The organism is Pseudomonas sp. FG13, from assembly GCF_057809755.1.
The window spans coordinates 122,386-140,935 of the sequence record NZ_JBMDKO010000005.1; the positions used below are offsets into that span (position 1 = coordinate 122,386).

4 protein-coding genes are annotated in these 18,550 nt (G+C 59.6%); 1 reads left to right on the forward strand and 3 read right to left on the reverse strand.

The annotated features are described in order from the left end of the window. Positions 1-35: 35 nt before the first annotated feature. From ACODTO_RS07080 to ACODTO_RS07090, 3 genes are all read right to left on the reverse strand, one after another. On the reverse strand, positions 36-10,271 hold the full coding sequence (locus ACODTO_RS07080; RefSeq protein ID WP_489106141.1) for a non-ribosomal peptide synthetase: 10,236 nt from the start codon (positions 10,269-10,271) through the stop codon (positions 36-38). Between the two features lie 164 nt (positions 10,272-10,435). Then, a complete protein-coding gene (locus ACODTO_RS07085) occupies positions 10,436-15,697 on the reverse strand; it encodes an amino acid adenylation domain-containing protein (RefSeq protein ID WP_489106142.1) in 5,262 nt (1,753 codons plus the stop codon). A gap of 63 nt (positions 15,698-15,760) precedes the next feature. After that, on the reverse strand, positions 15,761-16,711 hold the full coding sequence (locus tag ACODTO_RS07090) for a fatty acid desaturase family protein (protein WP_139642821.1): 951 nt from the start codon (positions 16,709-16,711) through the stop codon (positions 15,761-15,763). Positions 16,712-17,113: 402 nt separating this feature from the next. Between ACODTO_RS07090 and ACODTO_RS07095 the strand changes: the two genes are divergently transcribed. Further along, positions 17,114-18,511, forward strand: coding sequence for an amidase (locus tag ACODTO_RS07095; protein WP_257225606.1), 1,398 nt, complete (start codon positions 17,114-17,116; stop codon positions 18,509-18,511). Positions 18,512-18,550 lie beyond the last annotated feature (39 nt).

The window sequence follows — 18,550 nt, forward strand, 5'->3', positions numbered from 1 at the left end:
GGCATTCCTTATCAAACCATCTTGTTTGTTCGTGTTTAATTGAAGTGCTTGCAGATATACGGCGTGGCAGCTTCCAGAATGCTGTAGTGGTCGGCCTTGAAGGCATGCGTCTTGAACGACCGCTCACACCAAGGTCGCCACTGGTTCCGGAGTTCGGCACTTTCTTCTGTGTGCAGTAACGTCAGGTCGCTGTTTATCCCGGCTTCGGGAAGATAATCCGCCAGGGCCTGTTGGTTGGCCTGGAAGACCTGCAGTCGTCGCGTCAGCTGGTGGTCGTCCATGCTGTCCGGGATCAAGCCGATCCGCCGTGCCGCGGTAATAGCCAGAGGGTCCCGGTCTGGATGTTCAATCAGTTGGCTCATCTCGCTGGCCGAGAATGGCAGGCTGACCGAGAGTGAGCGGGCCATGTCCATCAGGTAGGCCCCCAAGGGCCATGTCTGCGCCTGTGCTGGACGGCCTGGCGCTGGTGCGTCGATCAGCAACAGGTGCGCTTGCCGGTCTTGCCTTTCAAGTTGACGGGCCATCTCAAAGGCAATCACCCCGCCCATTGACCAGCCACCCAGCAAGTACGGCCCTTCGGGCTGGACCTCAAGCATCTCTGCGATATAGGTCATGGCCAACTCTTCCAGGGTCTGGAAGACGGGAGCGCCGCCTTCAATGCCTTTGGCCTGGAAGGCATGCACATTCATGTCATCGGGCAACAGCTGTGAAAGCTTGATGTAGGGCGACACCACACCGCCAACGGCATGCACCAGGAACAGGTGTTTGTGCGTCCCTCCCTTGAGCCTGATACAGGTCGAGTTCCGTTCGCCGAGCCCCTGGCTGATTCTGTCGATGAAGGTACCCAGATCCGCTGACTCGAAAACGTCGCGCACGGAGGCGGCGAGTCCCAGTTCCCGGTTGACCTGATCGATCATCTTCATCGCCAGCAGCGAGTGCCCGCCTCTGTGGAAGAAGTTGTCGTTCAAGGCGATGGCGTCGAGTTTCAGCGTGTTTTTCCAAATAGTCGCCACGCTTTTTCCGAGCGGCGTGGTCGGCGCGCACAGTTGGCCAGGGAGCGGCTGAGACGTGATGACAGGCGCGGGGAGTGCTCGCCGGTCGATCTTGCCGTTCGAGGTCAATGGCAACTGCTCAAGAAACAGGAATGAGATATCCACCATATGGCTTGGCAGCGTCTGGGCCAGAAACGCTCTCAGCTCAGCGACATTCGGCTGGTCCCCGGCAACGCCAACCAAATAGGCCGTGAGGGTCGGGTTGTCGGGCTCGCTGGCGTGCATGCTGACGACGGCCTGGCTGATTTGCGGGTGAGCGCACAGCCGCATTTCAATTTCACCCAACTCGATGCGGAAGCCGCGCAGCTTGATCTGCTGGTCGTTGCGTCCCAGGTATTCGATATCGCCGCTGGCACGGTAACGGGCAATATCGCCAGTCATGTACATCCGGCTGCCCGGTGTTCCGTGGGGATCGGGCAGGAACCGCTCGGCGGTCAGGTCCGCACGCTTCAGGTAGCCCCGGGACAGTTGTACGCCGGTCAGGTAAAGCTGGCCGGTCACACCGATGGGAACGGGTTGCAGCGCATCGTCGAGAATGTAAGTGCGAGTGTTCGCGATCGGTCGGCCGATGGGTACGGCATCACGCGTGTCATTGGGCTGGCAGTGCCAATGGGTGACGTCTATCGCGGCCTCGGTTGGGCCATACAGATTGTGCAGTTGCGTCGCCGGGTAGCGCTTGAAGAATTCATTTTGCACCGAACTGGAAAGCGCCTCGCCACTGCTGAAGACCCGGCGCAGTGCACGGCTATGATCGGCCTGGGTAAAGGCCATGTAAGCGCTGAGCATCGAAGGGACGAAATGCGCGGTGGTGACACCTTCACGTTCGATAAGCGCTTCCAGGTAGCCAGGGTCCTTGTGTCCTTCGGGCTTGGCCAGCAGCAGGCGAGCGCCCACGGACAGTGGCCAGAAGAACTCCCAGACGGATACGTCGAACGAAAACGGTGTCTTCTGTAGCACCCGGTCAGTGGCGTCCAGCGGGAAGGCGTCCTGCATCCAGAGGATTCGGTTGATGATGGCCTGGTGGCTGTTCAATGAGCCTTTCGGTTTGCCCGTCGAGCCCGAGGTGTAGATGCAGTAGGCCAGGCAGGCCGGCTCCAGCGAGCGCCCGGGGTTGGTTTTCGGCTGGAGGGCAAACGCCGCGTCCGAGTCCAGGCACAGGCTGTCGGTATTTTGCAATACGACCCGATCGATCAGGCTGCGTTGAGTCAGGGTCATGACCGGCGAGGCATCTTCGAGCATGTAGGCGATACGCTCGTCGGGGTAGTGCGGATCGATCGGCACGTAGGCACCGCCGGCCTTCAGGATCCCCAGCAGACCGACGACCATCTCGACGCTTCGCTCCAGACAGATTGCGACCAGATCGTCTGGCCCGACGCCGCGTTGAATCAGGTGATGGGCCAACTGGTTGGCTTTTTCGTTGAGTTCCCGATAGCAGAGATGTTGCCCTTCAAAGCTGACCGCGATGGCGCCTGGGGTCTGCTCGACCTGTTGTTCGAACAGGTGATGAAGCGCCGCCACCGGATGGAAGCTCACATCGGTTGCATTCCAGTGCTCGAGCATCCGGTTTTTTTCCGATGCGCAGAGCAGATCGAGGTTGGCGATTGGTTTCTCGGCGTTCTGGACGACAGATTCCGCCAGGGTTTGAAACTGCGTGGCCATGCGTTCGAGGGTGGCGGCCTCGAAGAGGTCGCTGTTGTATTCCCAGCGCGCCTGGTAGCCGTCGGCCGAAGGCGTCAGTTCCAGGCTCAGATCGAACTTGGCGGCGGTGGCGCCGATGTCGAAGCTGCGGACGTCCAGGCCAGGAAGCCGCAACTCCTCGGGCGCGGTGTTCTGCAGGACGAACATCACTTGGAACAGCGGTGAGCGGCTCATGTCCCGGGGAACATCCAGGGCCTCGACGACTTTCTCGAACGGCAGGTCCTGATGGGCGTAGGCGCCGAGGGTGGTGTTTCTGACCTGTTCCAGCAATTGGCGGAAGGTTGGGTTTCCCTCGAGCCGCGTGCGCAGGGCGAGGGTGTTGACGAACAGGCCGATCAAGGGTTCGACCTCGGTACGGGTCCGATTGGCAATGGGCGTACCGACGACGATGTCGTGTTGGCCACTGTGGCGGCTCAATAGCAGGTTGAACAGGGCCAGCAGGGTCATGAACGGCGTCGCGCCCAAGCGTTGGCTCAAGGAGTCGATCTGCCCGGACAGGGCCGGGGCCAACGTCCGGCTGATGACTTGGCCGCGGTAGGTCTGTATCGCCGGGCGCGGTCGGTCGGTTGGCAGCTCGAGGCTGGCGGGGGCCCGAGACAGTTGCTGGCGCCAGTAATCGGCCTGCGCCTCGAATACACTCGGGGCCAGGCACTCCCGTTGCCAGAGGGTGTAGTCGCTGTACTGGATCTCCAGGGGCGGCAGGGGGGAGGCCTGACCCGCCTTGAACGCCTGGTAGAGCGCGCTGACTTCACGGCTGAGCACCGCGATCGACCAGCCGTCGGCAATGATGTGATGCAAGGTAAACAGAAGGACATGTTGCTGTTCCGCTACCCGCAGCAGGGATACCCGTAGCAGTGGGCCGTTCTCCAGCGAGAACAATTGCTGCGCGCCCCTGCGTGCCTGGTCCCGGGCCAGCGAAAGCGGTTGTGGGGCATGACACAGGTCGGTATAGACCAGTACGTCGGCGACCTGCGGGTGAACGATGCTCACCACCTGGCCGTCTTCTCCAAGGGAAAAGGTCGTGCGCAGGGGCTCGTGGCGCCGGATCAGTTCGTCCAGGCACTGACGCAGCGTTGGTACGTGCAGCGCGCCGTTCAGTTCCAGGGCCAGTGGGATGTTGTAGGCCGTGCTCGAATGGTCAAGGCGATTCAAGAAAAACAATCGTTCCTGGCCAAAAGACGCAGCTTTGATCCCCGACCCCGTGCCGGCGGCAGCGATTGCCGGCAGGGCCGATGCCGGGCTTCTGTTGATACGCAGCAGCAGTTGTTCGATCGTGGGGGCTTCGAACAGGGTGCGCAGCGCCAGGTCAACGTTCATTTTTTTACGAATGCGCGAGACGACCTGGGTGGCGAGCAGAGAGTGTCCGCCGAGTTCGAAAAAGTCATCGGTGATACCGACCCGTGGCAGGTTGAGGACACTGGCCCAGATAGCGGCGAGCTGTTGCTCGCTCTCGCTTCGGGCGGCGACGTAGTTATCGCCGAGAGCGTCGGCCTCGGGTTGCGGCAAGGAGCGTTTTTCGACTTTGCCGCTGGGGGTCAGGGGCAAGGATTCGAGGATGACGAAGGCGGTCGGGACCATGTAGTCCGGCAGCGTTCGTTTCAGTTGTTCTTTGATGTCCGCGATCACCGGGGTGCAGTCGCTTTTAGCGACCAGGTAGCCCACCAGTTTCTTGAGTCCCGGACGATCTTCCCTGACGACCGCCGCCGCGCTGGCCACCGTATCGAGGGCCATCAGAGCCTGTTCGACCTCGGCCAGCTCGATACGGAAACCGCGGATTTTGACCTGATGGTCCGAGCGTCCCAGATACTCGATGTTGCCATCCGGCAGGTAACGCGCGACGTCACCGGTTTTGTACATTCGAGCGCCCGGTGTGAGGCTGTGGGGGTTGGGAATGAAGCGTTCTGCGGTGATGTCAGGGCGTTCCCAATAGCAGCGCGCCAGGTGTACACCGGCAATGTAGAGGTCACCCCGCACCCCGACGGGAACCGGCTCCAGACTGGCATCAAGTACATACATCTGCGAGTTGAACAGCGGCTTGCCGATAGGCGGAAGGGCTGGCCATTGGGAGGCGTCGCCGCTGAGCCGGTAGCCGGTCACAAAGTGCGATTCCGTGGGGCCGTACTGGTTGTGCAGCAAGGCATCGGGCAATTTCTGAAACAGCTCGACGACTTCCTGAGTGACTTGCAGTTGCTCCCCGCCGCAGACGATCTCCTTCAGGCAGGCCAGTTGATCGAGGTCCCTGGCGGCGTCGGCAATGCCTTGCAGGGCGACGAATGGGATGAACAGACGGGCGATCTCCTGTTGCTGGATAAGCTCCAGCAGCAGGACGGGATCCCGGCGGGTTTCTTCGCTGACCATGACCAGTGTGCCGCCGCTGGCCCACGTAGAGAAAAACTCGTCGAAACTGACATCGAAACTCAGCGGCGAGAACTGCAGCGTGTTATCGCCCCGGCCCAGGCGCGATTCGGTGAGCTGCCACTGGACCAGATTGGTCAGCATTTCGTGGGTCAGGGCTGCGCCCTTGGGTTGGCCGGTCGACCCCGAGGTGTAGATGACATAACACAGATCAAGCAGGTTCTGCTGCCTGGCTGGATTTGACGAAGCTTGCTCCCAGGCGCTCGCACACTGGTCCATGCAGATAACGGTATCGCTGCAACCTTCGACACGGGGCAGCAGGCTGGTCTGGGTGACAATCAGGTGGGCGCGGGCATCCTGGGCCATGAAGCGCAAACGCTCGGTCGGATAGCTCGGGTCCATAGGCACGCACACGGCACCGGCCTTGAGAATGGCGAGAATCGCCACGGGTACATGCATCGAGCGTTCAAGGCAGATTCCCACCAGCATGCCCGGCTGGACGCCCGAGTGTTGCAAGTGATGGGCGAATTGATTGGAGCGGGCTTCCAGTTGCAGGTAGGTCATCGACTCGGTGCCGAATACCACCGCCGGCAAGCTGGCGCACTGCTCGCTCATTTCGGTGAACAACTGATGGACCGCCAGGGGACGATAGGGGCGGTGCATTGCATTCCAGTCGAGGAGGATTCGCTGCTTCTCTTGCGCGGTGATCATTGGCAACAATTGGATCGGTTGTTGCGCATTGTCGATCGCCGAGCGGGCCAGTGTTTCGAAGTGGCTGGCCATGCGCTCGACGGTGTCGGTGTCGAAGAGGTCGCAGTTGTATTCCCAACGCATCTGGTAGCCCTGGGCCGAGGGCGTCAGCTCAAGGGTCAGATCGAACTTGGCTGTCGTTGATTCGACTGGGAAGCTGCCAATGTCCAGGCCCGGAAGGGCAAGTGTTTCCAGTGGGGTGTTTTGCAGGATGAACAGCACCTGGAACAGCGGCGAGCGACTCATGTCACGAGGAATCGCCAGGGCTTCGACGACTTTTTCGAAGGGCAACTCCTGATGGGCGTAGGCGCTGAGGGTGGTATTGCGAACCTGCTCCAACAGCTCGCTGAAGGTCGGGTTGCTTTCAAGCCGCGTGCGTAAGGCCAGGGTGTTGATGAACAGGCCTATCAGTGGTTCGACCTCGGAGCGGGTCCGATTGGCGATCGGCGTGCCGATCACAATGTCTTGCTGGCCGCTGTAGCGGTTCAGAAGCACATTGAACAGGGCCAACAGGGTCATGAACGGGGTGGCCCCCTGGGCCTGGCTCAACGCGTCGATCTGTTCGGACAGTGACTTGTCCAGCGACCGACTGATGACTTGGCCGCGGTAGGTCTGAATCGCCGGGCGCGGCCGATCGGTCGGCAGTTCCAGGGTGGTGGGGGCCTGGTCCAGGTGCTGGGCCCAGTAGGCGATCTGCGCGTCGAACTCGATGGGCGCCTGCCATTCTCGTTGCCAGAATGCATAGTCGCTGTACTGGATTTCCAGTGGCGGCAAGGGCGAGGGTTGCCCCTGGGTAAAGGCCTGGTAAAGAGCCATGACCTCACGGGCGAGGACCGCGACCGACCAGCCGTCACCGATGATGTGATGCAGGGTCAACAGCAAGAGGTGTCGCTGGTCGGCGATTTGCAGCAACGATGCCCGTAACAACGGGCCCTCTTCCAGGGAAAACAGCTGTTGCGCTTCGGCATTGGCCTGGGTTTGAGCGATCAAACGCGGCGTTGGGTGATGACGCAGATCGCTGTAGACCAGCTGACCCAGCGCCTCGGAATGAACCTGTGCCTGGGGCTTTCCGTCCTCGTTGAGGGCAAAGGTGGTGCGCAATGACTCGTGCCGATGGATCAGCTCGTCCAGGGATCGGTGCAGCGCCGCCACTTCCAGCTCGCCGCTCAGCTCTAGGGCCAGCGCAATGTTGTAGGCCGCGCTGGCAGGCTCGAAATGATTCAGGAAGAACAGGCGCTCCTGGGCAAAAGACAGCAGTTGAGGCCTTCCAGGCAGCGAATACGGCAGAATCGGCGGGGCCTGTCGAACCGACTCCGAGCCCAGGCATTCGACCAGTTGCGCAATGGTCGGCGCTTCGAACAGGGTGCGCACCGTGAGATCGATATTCAGGGCTTTGCGCAGCCGGGAAACCACCTGGGTGGCGAGTATCGAGTGTCCGCCCAGGTCGAAGAAATTATCGGTGATACCGATGTTCTCCAGCTTGAGCACTTGCTGCCAGATATCGGCCACGACCTTTTCCATGGCTGTGCCGGGCAGGACATGCCTATCGCCGGGTGGCGTTACGCAAGGCGCTGGCAAGCGCTTGCGATCGATTTTGCCGTTGGGAGTCAGGGGCAGTTGTTCGAGGACCACGAAATGTGACGGGATCATGTACCCCGGCAGGGTCTGCGCGAGGTGCTGACGCAGTTGCGCCGGATCTGCCGAGTATTGCTCGCCGACCAGCAGGTAGGCCACGATCTGCTGCTCTCCCGGCTGATCCTCACGGACAATCACCACCCCTTGGCGCACATCGGGGTAACTGACCAGTTGTGCTTCGATTTCACCCAGTTCGATGCGGAAGCCGCGGACCTTGACCTGATGATCAATGCGCCCGAGGAATTCGATTTCGCCGTTGGGTAGCCACTTGACCAGGTCACCGGTTTTATAAAGACGATCTCCCGCCGCGGATCCATAGGGGTCAGGTACGAACTTCTGCGCGGTCAGATCCGCACGATTGAGGTATCCCCGGGCGACACCTTCTCCGCCAATGTGCAACTCGCCCGGACTGCCAGTGGCACACAGGCGGGAACCTTCATCGAGGACACGCAGCACGGTATTGGCGATCGGACGGCCAATGGAGCTGGTTTCGTCCGTCACGCGGCTGATGGCCGACCAGATCGTGGTTTCGGTTGGCCCATACATATTCCACAGCGAGTCGGTGCGTTGCAGCAGTTTGCGCGCCAGCGCCGGTGCGAGGGCCTCTCCACCACAGAGCACCTTGAGTGCCAGCGTGCTGGGCCAACCGGCTTCAAGCATCAGCCAGTAGGTCGAGGGAGTGGCTTGGATGAAGGTCACATTCTGATGGATGGCCAACTTGATCAAGGCCTGGCCATCGGCTGCCGCATCACGTTCGGCCAGGACCAGGCTGGCCCCATTGATCAGCGGCAGAAAAAGTTCGAGGACACTGATATCGAACGAGATCGAGGTCACCGCCAACAGCCGGTCCTGGGCGTTGATGCCAGGCTGCTCAGTCATGGAGAGCAGGAAATTGACGACCGCCCGGTGAGGCACCTGGACGCCCTTCGGCAAACCGGTGGAGCCCGAGGTATAGATCACGTACGCCGTGTTCCGGGCGGTGACGGGATAGCGGTTATCGGAGTAGAGCGGTTCGGGTTCAGCGCGATCGAGCAGGACAATGTGCAGTCCTTCGTCGATGAATGTCTCGGCGTACTGTTTCTCGCTGAGCAACACCTTCGCGCCGGAGTCCTGGAGCATGTGCAGCAGACGGGCATGGGGATAGCCGGGGTCCAGCGGGATATAGGTCGCGCCAGCGATCCAGGTGCCGAGCAATGCTGCCACCATGGTGATCGAGCGATCGAGGCATACCGCCACGCAGGTTTCGGGGCCCGCGCCCAGCGCCACCAGCCGCGCCGCGATGGTACGTGCTTGCTGCTCAAGCTGACGGTAACTGACTTGTTGCCCGGCGCAGAGGATGGCGATCGCATCGGGGGTGAGCTGCGCCTGGGCCAGGAACAGATCATGAACGCATTGGTCTACGGCGCGCGGGTCAGCCAACGTCGCGGCGGGTGCCAGCCGAGACAGTCGCTCTTGCTGGGGTAGAAGCTCAAGGTCGCCGATACGGGTGTTGGCTTCGGCAACGATGGACTCCAGCAATACGCGGTAATAGCCGCTCATGCGCTCGATTGTGGCCTGGTCGTACAGCGCGGTCCGGTACTCGAAGAAGCCTCCCAGGGTTCCCTGGCAGGTGTTCATTTCAAGCGACAGGTCGAACTTGGAAAAACGGCTGTTCTGCGTCAGTGCACTTGAGGTCGTTGCGCTGAGTGTCAGTGCCTGCGCCACATCTTGGTTGAAGAAGGAAAACAGCACCTGGAAGATCGGCGAGTGGTTGAGTTCCCTCGCTGGACGCAGTGCCTCCACCAGGCGTTCGAAGGGGATGTCCTGGTGCAGGTCTGATTCGAGCAGTGTCGATTGTGCCTGTTGCAGGTAGTCGGCAAAGGGCTGTTCCGCGCGCATCTGGCTGCGCAGCACCAGGGTATTGACGAAGAAGCCGATCAGCGGCTGGATTTCTGCGTTATTGCGATTGGCGACCGGGTAACCGACGCTGATGTCGGACTGATTGCCCAGGCGAAAAAGAAGTGTGTTGAAGGCGCAGATAAGCACCGTGAACACGGTCGTGTGATGACGTTGGCTGAGTTGCTGGAGTTGTGTCCCCAGCTCGACGGGAAGGCTGAAATAGACGCGGTTGCCGGCGTAATCGAGCCGAGGAGGGCGGGGACGGTCGGTCGGTAGTTCGAGGACGCTCGGCGCATCCTTGAGCTGGGTTTCCCAGTAGTCCAGTTGCGGCTGCATCACTTCTTCCTGCAGCCATTCCCTTTGCCAGACGGCGTAGTCGGCGTAATGCACTTCAAGCGCTGGCAGCGCGGGCGCAGTGGCGTGCAATTGGGCGTCGTAGAAGCTGCTGAGTTCGTTCAGCAAGATGCTCATGGACCAACCATCCGCAACGATATGGTGCACAGTCAGCAGCAGAATGTGTTCGTCGGGCTGAACCTTGACGGCCGTGGCCCGGATCAGCGGAGCGGTCGTCAGATCGAAAGGCTTGGCGGCTTCATCGTCCATGAACTGTTGTAGCGTGACGTTCTGTTCGACGAGTGCTGTCAGCTCGACAGGCGTGATCTTCACAGGCGCCTCGCGGGAGACGATTTGCACAGGCAGATCGTCGTCCACCGCAAAACGGGTGCGTAGCGCTTCATGCCGCTGGATGACGGCGTTGAGGCTACGTTCCAGGACATCGAGCCGCAGTACCCCCCTGATCCGGCAGGCTGCCGGAATATTGTACAGGCCGGTGCCGGGTTCATATTGTTCAAGGAACCACAGGCGTTGCTGAGCAAAGGAAGTACTGAATTGATCGGCTGACATGACTCAAACTCTCTCTGATTCCCTGTCAGGGTTCGCCGGGTCTTGATAGAGCGCTTCGCGTGGCGCATGCATCGAGAACAATCGAATCCGAACAGGGGCACTAGGGCATTCTTTTAGGGGCGATCGGTGATCGGCACCCGTGGGTCGGCTGTGGAGTCGGGCGCTCACTCAACCGTCTGGTTTCGCGCCAGGCGCCTTATCGGCGGAGGCGACGACCGTGGCATTCGTGTTGCCTGGTCCACATAAACCGCCATGGCAGCGATTGTTGGCGACTCGAACAACAGCTTCAGGGGAGGGCTGACCGAGAAGATTTCCTGGGTTCTGGCGAGAATCTGCGCGGCCAGCAGGGAATGCCCTCCGAGTTCAAAGAAGCTGTTGTTGATCCCGATTCGCGGGACTTTCAACGTCTCTTGCCATAGGGCGACCAGGGTTTTTTCTGTGGCGGTGGTAGGGGCCTGGTATTCCTCTGCCGGTGTGTCCGCGTGATGCACGTGAGGCGCAAGCGCCTTTCGATCGATCTTGCCGTTGGCACTGAGCGGCAATGCGTCGAGACCCACGAAAAAGCTCGGCAGCATGTAGTCGGGCAGCACTTTGCCAAGTTGTTTGCGTAGCTCCGCGCTATTGATCTCGCCCGCACTGGAGGCGATGAAGGCCACCAGGCACTGGCCGCCAAAGGCATCATCCCTGGGTACGACGACGGCTTCGCGCACACCGGTGCACTGCAGCAAGGCATTTTCGATCTCGCCCAGCTCTATGCGAAAACCTCGGATCTTGATTTGATCGTCGACACGTCCGAGGTACTGGATATCGCCCGATGGCAGATATCGCCCGCGGTCCCCGGTGAGGTACATCCGCCGACCATGGCTATCGAAAGGGTCCGGGATGAAACGCTCTGCCGTCAGGTCAGGGCGTTCGAGGTAGCCTCGAGCAAGCTGCACGCCGGCGATGTAGAGATCGCCGATGACGCCCACGGGAACGGGCTGCAGCGTGTCGTCGAGAAGGTACAACCGAGTGTTGGCCACGGGACGGCCAATCGGTACGAGTGGGTGACGGTAACCGGGCTGGCATTCCCAGTACGTGACGTCCACGGCCGCTTCGGTCGGACCGTACAGGTTGTGCAACCGAGTGTGTGGATAATATTCGAGGAATTGATTGGCCACGGCCACCGGCAGGGCTTCACCACTGCTGAATACCTGGCGTAACGCGGATGGCGATGCCCCTGACTTGAGGAAGGCTTGCAGCATCGAGGGGACGAAGTGCGCGGTGGTCACTTCCTGCTCACGGATGATGGCCTGCAAATAGGACGGATCCTTGTGACCCTCGGGTTTGCAGATGACCAACCGGGCCCCTTGGAGCAAGGTCCAGAAGAACTCCCAGACCGATACATCGAACGAAAAGGGCGTCTTTTGCAGGACCCGGTCGTTGCTCGATAATGCGTACTGCTCTTGCATCCACTGCAACCGGTTGACCACCGCACCATGGGCATTCATCACTCCTTTCGGACGGCCTGTGGAACCGGAGGTGTAGATGCAATAGGCGAGGCAATCGGCGTCACCGATATTCAAATTGTGCGATGGGTGCTTCGCGATCTCTGGCTGTTCGGTCTCCAGCCAGAGGGTCGGTACCGAATGTTCAGGCAAGCAGTGCCGCATGTTCTCCTGTGAAACCAGCACGTCAGGTTTCGAGTCTTCCAGCATGTACGCCAGGCGCTCGGCCGGATAGCCGGGGTCCAGGGGCACATAAGCGCCCCCGGCCTTGAGGATGGCCAGTAGCGCAACGACCATTTGCGGACTGCGCTCGATGCACAGCGCAACCCGCGAGTCGAGCTTGACGCCGTAGTCGAGCAGATGACGAGCCAGCTGGTTGGCTTGGACATTGAGCTGCGAGTAACTCAGTTGCTCCTCCTCGAAGACCAGCGCGATGGCTTCGGGGGTGCGTTCAACCTGTTGCTGGAACAGCTCGTGCAGCGTTTGTCCGACGGGATAGTCCCGTTTGGTGTCGTTCCACTGGGTGATCAACTGTTGCCGCTCGGCGTCTTGCAGCAGGGGCAAGGTTTTGACCGGCAACTGTGGCTGTGCAGTCGCACCGGCCAGCACGACGAAGAAGTGATTCATCAGGCGGTCGATGGTCGAAGCAGCGTACAGCGCCTTGTTGTATTCGACCGCCACGGTCAGGTTCGCTGCTGACGCGTGCACTTCCACTTTCAGCTCGAACGCTGCGTGGTTGACTGTGTTCGGGTGATGACCGACGAGGGTGATACCGCCGTTCTTTTGCAACCCCGAGGGCTGTGCGTGCTCGGCTATTTCGTTGTGAAAATTCATCACGAGCTGGGCATAAGGGGTGCCACTGGTCTGCCTCGGTGGGGCCAGGTGCTTGAGGATCAGTTCGAACGGGATTTGTCGGTCGTAAGTCGTCAGTAACTGTTGGGCCGTGGATTTCACCAGGCTGCTGAAATCCTCGTCGCCCTCGATATGGCTGTGCAAAGGCACCACGTTAATGAAGTTGCCGACCAGGCCTTCGGTGCCCTCCGGGCGGTTCGCCGACATGACGCCGATGCACAGGTCATTCTGGCCCGTCATGCGTCGCAGCAAGACATTCATGGCGGTCACCATGACCATGAACAGCGTGGCGTTTTGTGCTCGGGCGAATGTTTCGAGCTGTCGAACGAGTGGCGATGGAACTTGCAATTCGCGCACAGCGCCTTCCTGGCCGGTATTCTCGTGGCGTGGAAAATCTGTCTGCAAATCCAGGGAGGTCGGGGCGTGGGCCAGGTGTGTCCGCCAGAAATTCAGTTGCTCCTCAAGCCAAGGCCCGGCGAGATTCTGCTGCTCCCACACGGTGTAGTCGGCATACTCGATGGGCAGCGCGGGAAGTGGAAGCGGATGACCTAGCGCAAGGGCCTCGTAGAGGGCCGAGAAGTCACTTTGCAGCACCTTGCTTGACCAGCCGTCACAAATGATATGGTGCAGGGTCAGCAGCAGGACATGGCGCTGTGGAGCGCTTTGCAGCAAGCGTGCGCGAATCAGCGGCCCTTGTTCCAGATTGAACGGTTTATAGGCTTCCTCGCGTATGGCCTTGGCGATTTCAGGCGCTGCGTTGTCGCCCTGTTGGCTGAAATCGACCACCGTCAGCGGGATTTCCAGCGTCGGCAGGATCTGCTGTTGGAGCATGCCGCTTTCGCTTTTGAACAGGGTTCGCAACGGCGCGTGGCGCGCGATCATAAGGTTCAGGACCTGCTGGACAATCTGCACGTCCAGGGGGCCGTCGATGGTCAGTGCCAGGGGCAACGAATAGAACGGATTGTCCGGTTGGTACTGGTCGAGAAACCAGAAACGTTGCTGCGCATAGGACAGTGGCAGTGGACCTTGGCGTGGCGAGCGAGCGATGGCCGGCAGGGATTGACTGGATGGGCCTTTCGCAGCGGCGACTTCCCTTGCCAGCAGGCGCGGTGTCGGCGAGTGGAAGAGGGTGCTCAGGGGGAGTTCAATGTTGAACTGCTTGCGCACCTCCATCACCATCTGCGTGGCCAGAAGTGAGTGCCCGCCCAGGACGAAAAAACTGTCGGTACTGGAAATGTCCTCTCGATCCAGCGCGGTCCGCCAGATCGATAACAACTGCGCCTCTATTTCCGCATGGCGCGGATTGTCCTGAGCCTGCGCCTCATGCGTTTCGTCATCCCTGCTCCAGAACCAGAGCGTCGGCAGTTGTGCCGCATCGAACAGCTGCCGGCAGCGGCCCCGCTGGATCTTGCCGCTGGAGGTCCTGGGTATGACGCCGGTCTTGACCAGCAGCAGTGCCGACAGGTCGAAGATTTCGTGACGATCGGCCAATTCAGCCCGGAGGCGGGAAATCAGCCTGTCGGTATCGGCCTGTTGCCTGGATTCCAACTCCTGCACGATCACCAGATGACTGGTCTCGCCGTCCTCGATGGAGAACGCGGCACAGCCATTGGCGCGAAACGCAGGGTCCAGGGCCTCGACCGTCATCTCGACGTCCTGAGGGTAGATATTGCGACCGCCGAAGATCATGACCTCTTTTAACCGGCCGGTGATATAGAGATCGCCGTCGCTGATGAACCCCAGATCGCCGGTACGCAACCAGCGACCTTCCTCACCTTCAGCCTGGGTATGGAAAATGCGGCTCTCTTCTTCCCGTTGCCAATAACCCAAGGCGGTGGACGGACCTCTTATCCAGACTTCACCCACCTGTTCCGGAGCGAGTCGCACCGAGCGCTGCGGATGAAAAATCCCGACCTGATGATCGCCGGTGAACTCGTTGCCCGTGGCCACCATCTCCACCGCATCCGCGGCATGTAATTCAGGCTTGACCTGGCCATCTTCAAGCGCGCTTTTGCTGATACTGCGGATAAGTGGCAGCTGTCCGACAGGGGTTCGCATGTTGGCGGTCACCAACAGCACGGACTCGGCCATGCCATACGCCGGGACCATGGCGTGAGGTTTCAAGCCACAGTCGGAAAATGCCTCGACAAACGCCTTCAGGGTTGCCGGACGGATACGTTCCGCGCCGTTGACGGCAATTTCCAGCGAGCTGAGATCGAGAGAGCTCTTCTGTTCTTCGGTGATGCGCTGAACGCAGAGCTGGAAGGCAAAGTTGGGGCCGCCGGTGATCCGGGCGCGGTAATCGGAGATCAATTTCAGCCAGCGGTAGGGGCGCATGACAAACGCCGCCGGGGGGAACTGCACGCAGTGGCTGGCCATATAGACCGGGAGTATGATCGCGCCGATCAGGCCGAAGTCGTGATGGGGCGGCAGCCAGGAGACAAAGACGTCCTGTTCGCGTATCCGATACGTCTGTTTCGACAGTTCGACATTCGCCAGCAGGTTGGCGTTGCTGACCATGACGCCTTTCGGCGCGCCCGTCGATCCCGAGGTGTATTGCAAGAACACAATATCGCTCGCAACGGTCGGCGGACTGCGCCACTGCGCGCTCGCATCCTCCAGGGTATTGCTGGCCAGCCAGATGAGGTCGCCCAGTGGGTTGTCCGTTCCACCGGTGGTGGCCATGCGCTCGAGTCCGGTGAGTACAGTGTCGAGCGTCAGGGCGAGGGTCGGTTGTGAGTCCTGCGCCAGCAGATGCAGTCGAGGCAGCGTCTTGGCGTTGGCCGGCGACAGGGCCGGAACCGCGATGACCCCGGCATAGACACAGGCATAAAAGGCAACGGTGTATTCCATGCAAGGGGGATACACCAGCAGCACCCTGTCCCCGGGTTGGGTACGGCGTTGCAGGTGGGCCGCCAGGCTACGGGCTTTCTGATCCAGTTGAGCGAAGGTCATGCTATCGCTTACCGACTCGCCGTCAGCCAGGTAAGTAAAGGCCAGGTGCTCAGCGCTGCCTGAATGTTGAGCCGCTCTATAGCGAACAACTTCCAGGAAAGTATTAAAGGTTTGCGTAGTTGGCTTGTTCATTTGACGGCCCTGAAGTTTCGCGGTGTCGATGGTGGTAGCGGGGTCCTGCTGGTCGACAAGGGATTAGGACGACGCATTGGCCGTGTTTTCTTTACTGAGCTGGACGGCGCGTTCCGGAAACATCAAGGGGGAATTGAAGTAGTGCGAATAAGGCACGGTATGCCGGTCGCTGGGGAGTTCTTTGGTCAGTTCTGGAAGTCTTAGCCAATGCAGGCCGGGTTTGTAATGATGTTCTTGGTGATAACCCAGGTTGAAGGTCAGCAGGTTGTAGAGTTTTCCATAACAGCTGACGGAGTCGCGTTTCGGGTCGTAGGCGTCTGTTGCGCCCCAGTGTTGAAAATAATTTTCTCCTTGTCTGAGGCTGTCGATGACGTAAGTGGCCGGAATGAAGTAAAAGAAAAAAAACTGCCAGTCGATCAGGCAAAGTACCAGGCGGAACAGGAACCACGCCGCCAGGTCGTATTTCGCGGCCTTCAGTTTCGACGGTTCCAGCAGCTTCTTTAATGCACGAGTCGCTAACTCCGGATCCTCCGGGGAGGCAAGGGCTGCGACGCGTTCGATAGGCCAGTATTTAAGCAGGATCAACAAGGTGAAGTACTTCAGTCCCAGCGATTCGAAGATGAACAGAGCGAAGCTGATAAGTTGTTTTGTGAGCGGGCGCTTCAGGCCGAGGATCGCCAGAATGGATTTGTCGTTCCATGACTGATGGGTGGCGTGGTGGATGCCATGGCCGATGTTATAGGGCGTTTTAGGCGCTTCCGTCATGGAAAAGCCCATTCGCACCAGCGTGTTCATCCAGCGAATGCGAAAGAATGGAGTGTGGTAGTGATTGTGGTTGGCACCGGCGTTCTGCAGGGAAAGGGCAAACAGGACGGGGACCATGCCCAACAGCGCGATCAGCGACAGGCTTTGATAATGGTAGGCCAATAGGGTGTAAACGCTGATTTGGAAAGGGATCACCAGGCAACACGCAATATCCCAGCGGGAATACCTGAATACTTTACTTTGAAGCATGTCCACTCCTTGTGACGTTCTTCTGCACGATGAAGCTTTCCCGAGGGAACCAGATTGAGGGGCGGCGGTATGTTGCGAAGGTTTGTTCCAGCCAAGTGCCGTTACAGTTAGGTTTTTCGAACCCTTGTTTTTATGAGCACTTCAATAAGGGGTGTGTCGATGCAAATCGTGTGGAACTATTATCTGTTTCTCCGTGAGAGGATTTTTGCTTTTTTCGAGGTCGGCAGCAGCGTTCTAGAAATATTTTTTCTTTTTCTCGATCCTATTGAGAGAAAAAATCCTGAAGCCCGACAGTCTTGTCCTGTGTGGCGGCGATAGCGCCGCCGAGCACTTCAATTTCTGCGCTACGAATCCAGAGCCGTTTCCCTTAGTCTGAAGTTCATTCAATGCAAGGGGTTCATAATGGATTTTGACTCGCTGAGTATTTCCGGCATGGCGCAAGCCATCGCAGCGGGGGAAACAACCAGTCGACAACTCGTTACGTTTTATCTGGACCGAATCGCCGAAAACAATGGGCTGATCAACGCCATCGTCCAGCAGCCGGATGCGGCGCAACTGCTTGAGCAAGCGGACGAGACGGATCGCCGGGTAGCGGCCAGGTTGCCGCTGGGGCGTCTACAAGGGGTGCCCATCACCATCAAGGATGTCTGTCATGTCCAGGGGTTCAAGATGTCCTGCGGTATGCCCGAGTGGCATGGGCCGGCCAGCGTCAGCGATGCCACGGTGGTTCAACGGTTGCGTCAGGCCGGTGCGCTGATCCTGGGCATAACCAATGTGCCCGAGCTGTGCATGTCCTTTGAAACGGAAAACTTCCTGTATGGGCGTACCCACAATCCTTTCGATCTTTCCCGGACCCCCGGGGGCAGCAGCGGAGGAGAGGCGGCCGCTATTGCCGCCGGTTGCAGCCCGGGAGGCCTGGGCTCGGATGCGGGTGGAAGCTTGCGTATACCGGCCCATTTCAATGGCATCTGCGGACTCAAGTTGACCCACGGTCGCGTGCCGCTGACCGGGCAGTATCCGATGGAGCGCACCGGGTTGATCCACATGACTTCGGCCTATGGTGTTCTGGGCCGCTACGTCGATGACGTCAAGACCCTGGGCTATTTGATCGCCGGGCCCGATGGGCATGACCCGGATACCGTCGATGTGCCGTTCGACGATGAACTGGCTATCGAGCAGATCAGGGTGGCGATGTTCCATGAATTGCCGGGTGTGACGGTCAGGCCCTCCATAGTCGACGCGATGCAAAGGATCGCGGGGCTGCTGGAACCAGTGGTCCAGAGTGTGAGCCAGGCCTGCCCGGAAGGCATGGATCTGGCCTGTGACAGCCTGTGGAATATCTTCCTGTCCGGAGGTGATGCGGGCAGGGCTTGGGACAAGTTCCTTCCCGGTTTGGGGCGCGATCAATTGTCGCCTTGCCTGGACGGGTTGGTCAAAGCGAGTAGGGCGACCGAGTTGAGTGTCGACCAATTCAAAGGCGAGCTGGCGTATATCAATACCTTTCGCCGCGGTCTGAGTCGGTTCTTCAGGGAGCATGATGTTTTGGTCTGCCCGGTTTTCCCTGATATTGCATTTAAACCGGGCGAGTCGTTGGACGAGCGCTCACGTTACTCCTATGTATTTCCCTTCAGTCTTTCCGGTTCGCCTGTAGTGGTGTTACCGGTAGGTCTGGATCCGGATCTGGGATTGCCGATCGGCATTCAGATCGTCGGGCCGAATTGGAAGGAGGACCGTATCCTGGCGTTGGCCAAAGTATTGGAGAGCAAACTGACGGGATGGCGGCGAGCGATTCCTGGTTGACTTTGGACAACCAGATCGAGAGCCAGATACGACCATGTG

Bases quoted from the DNA above. Each gene is read 5' to 3' on its own strand.
- ACODTO_RS07080 (WP_489106141.1), bottom strand. From the start codon at position 10,271: ATGTCAGCCGATCAATTCAGTACTTCCTTTGCTCAGCAACGCCTGTGG.
- ACODTO_RS07095 (WP_257225606.1), top strand. From the start codon at position 17,114: ATGGATTTTGACTCGCTGAGTATTTCCGGCATGGCGCAAGCCATCGCA.
- ACODTO_RS07090 (WP_139642821.1), bottom strand. From the start codon at position 16,711: ATGCTTCAAAGTAAAGTATTCAGGTATTCCCGCTGGGATATTGCGTGT.
- ACODTO_RS07085 (WP_489106142.1), bottom strand. From the start codon at position 15,697: ATGAACAAGCCAACTACGCAAACCTTTAATACTTTCCTGGAAGTTGTT.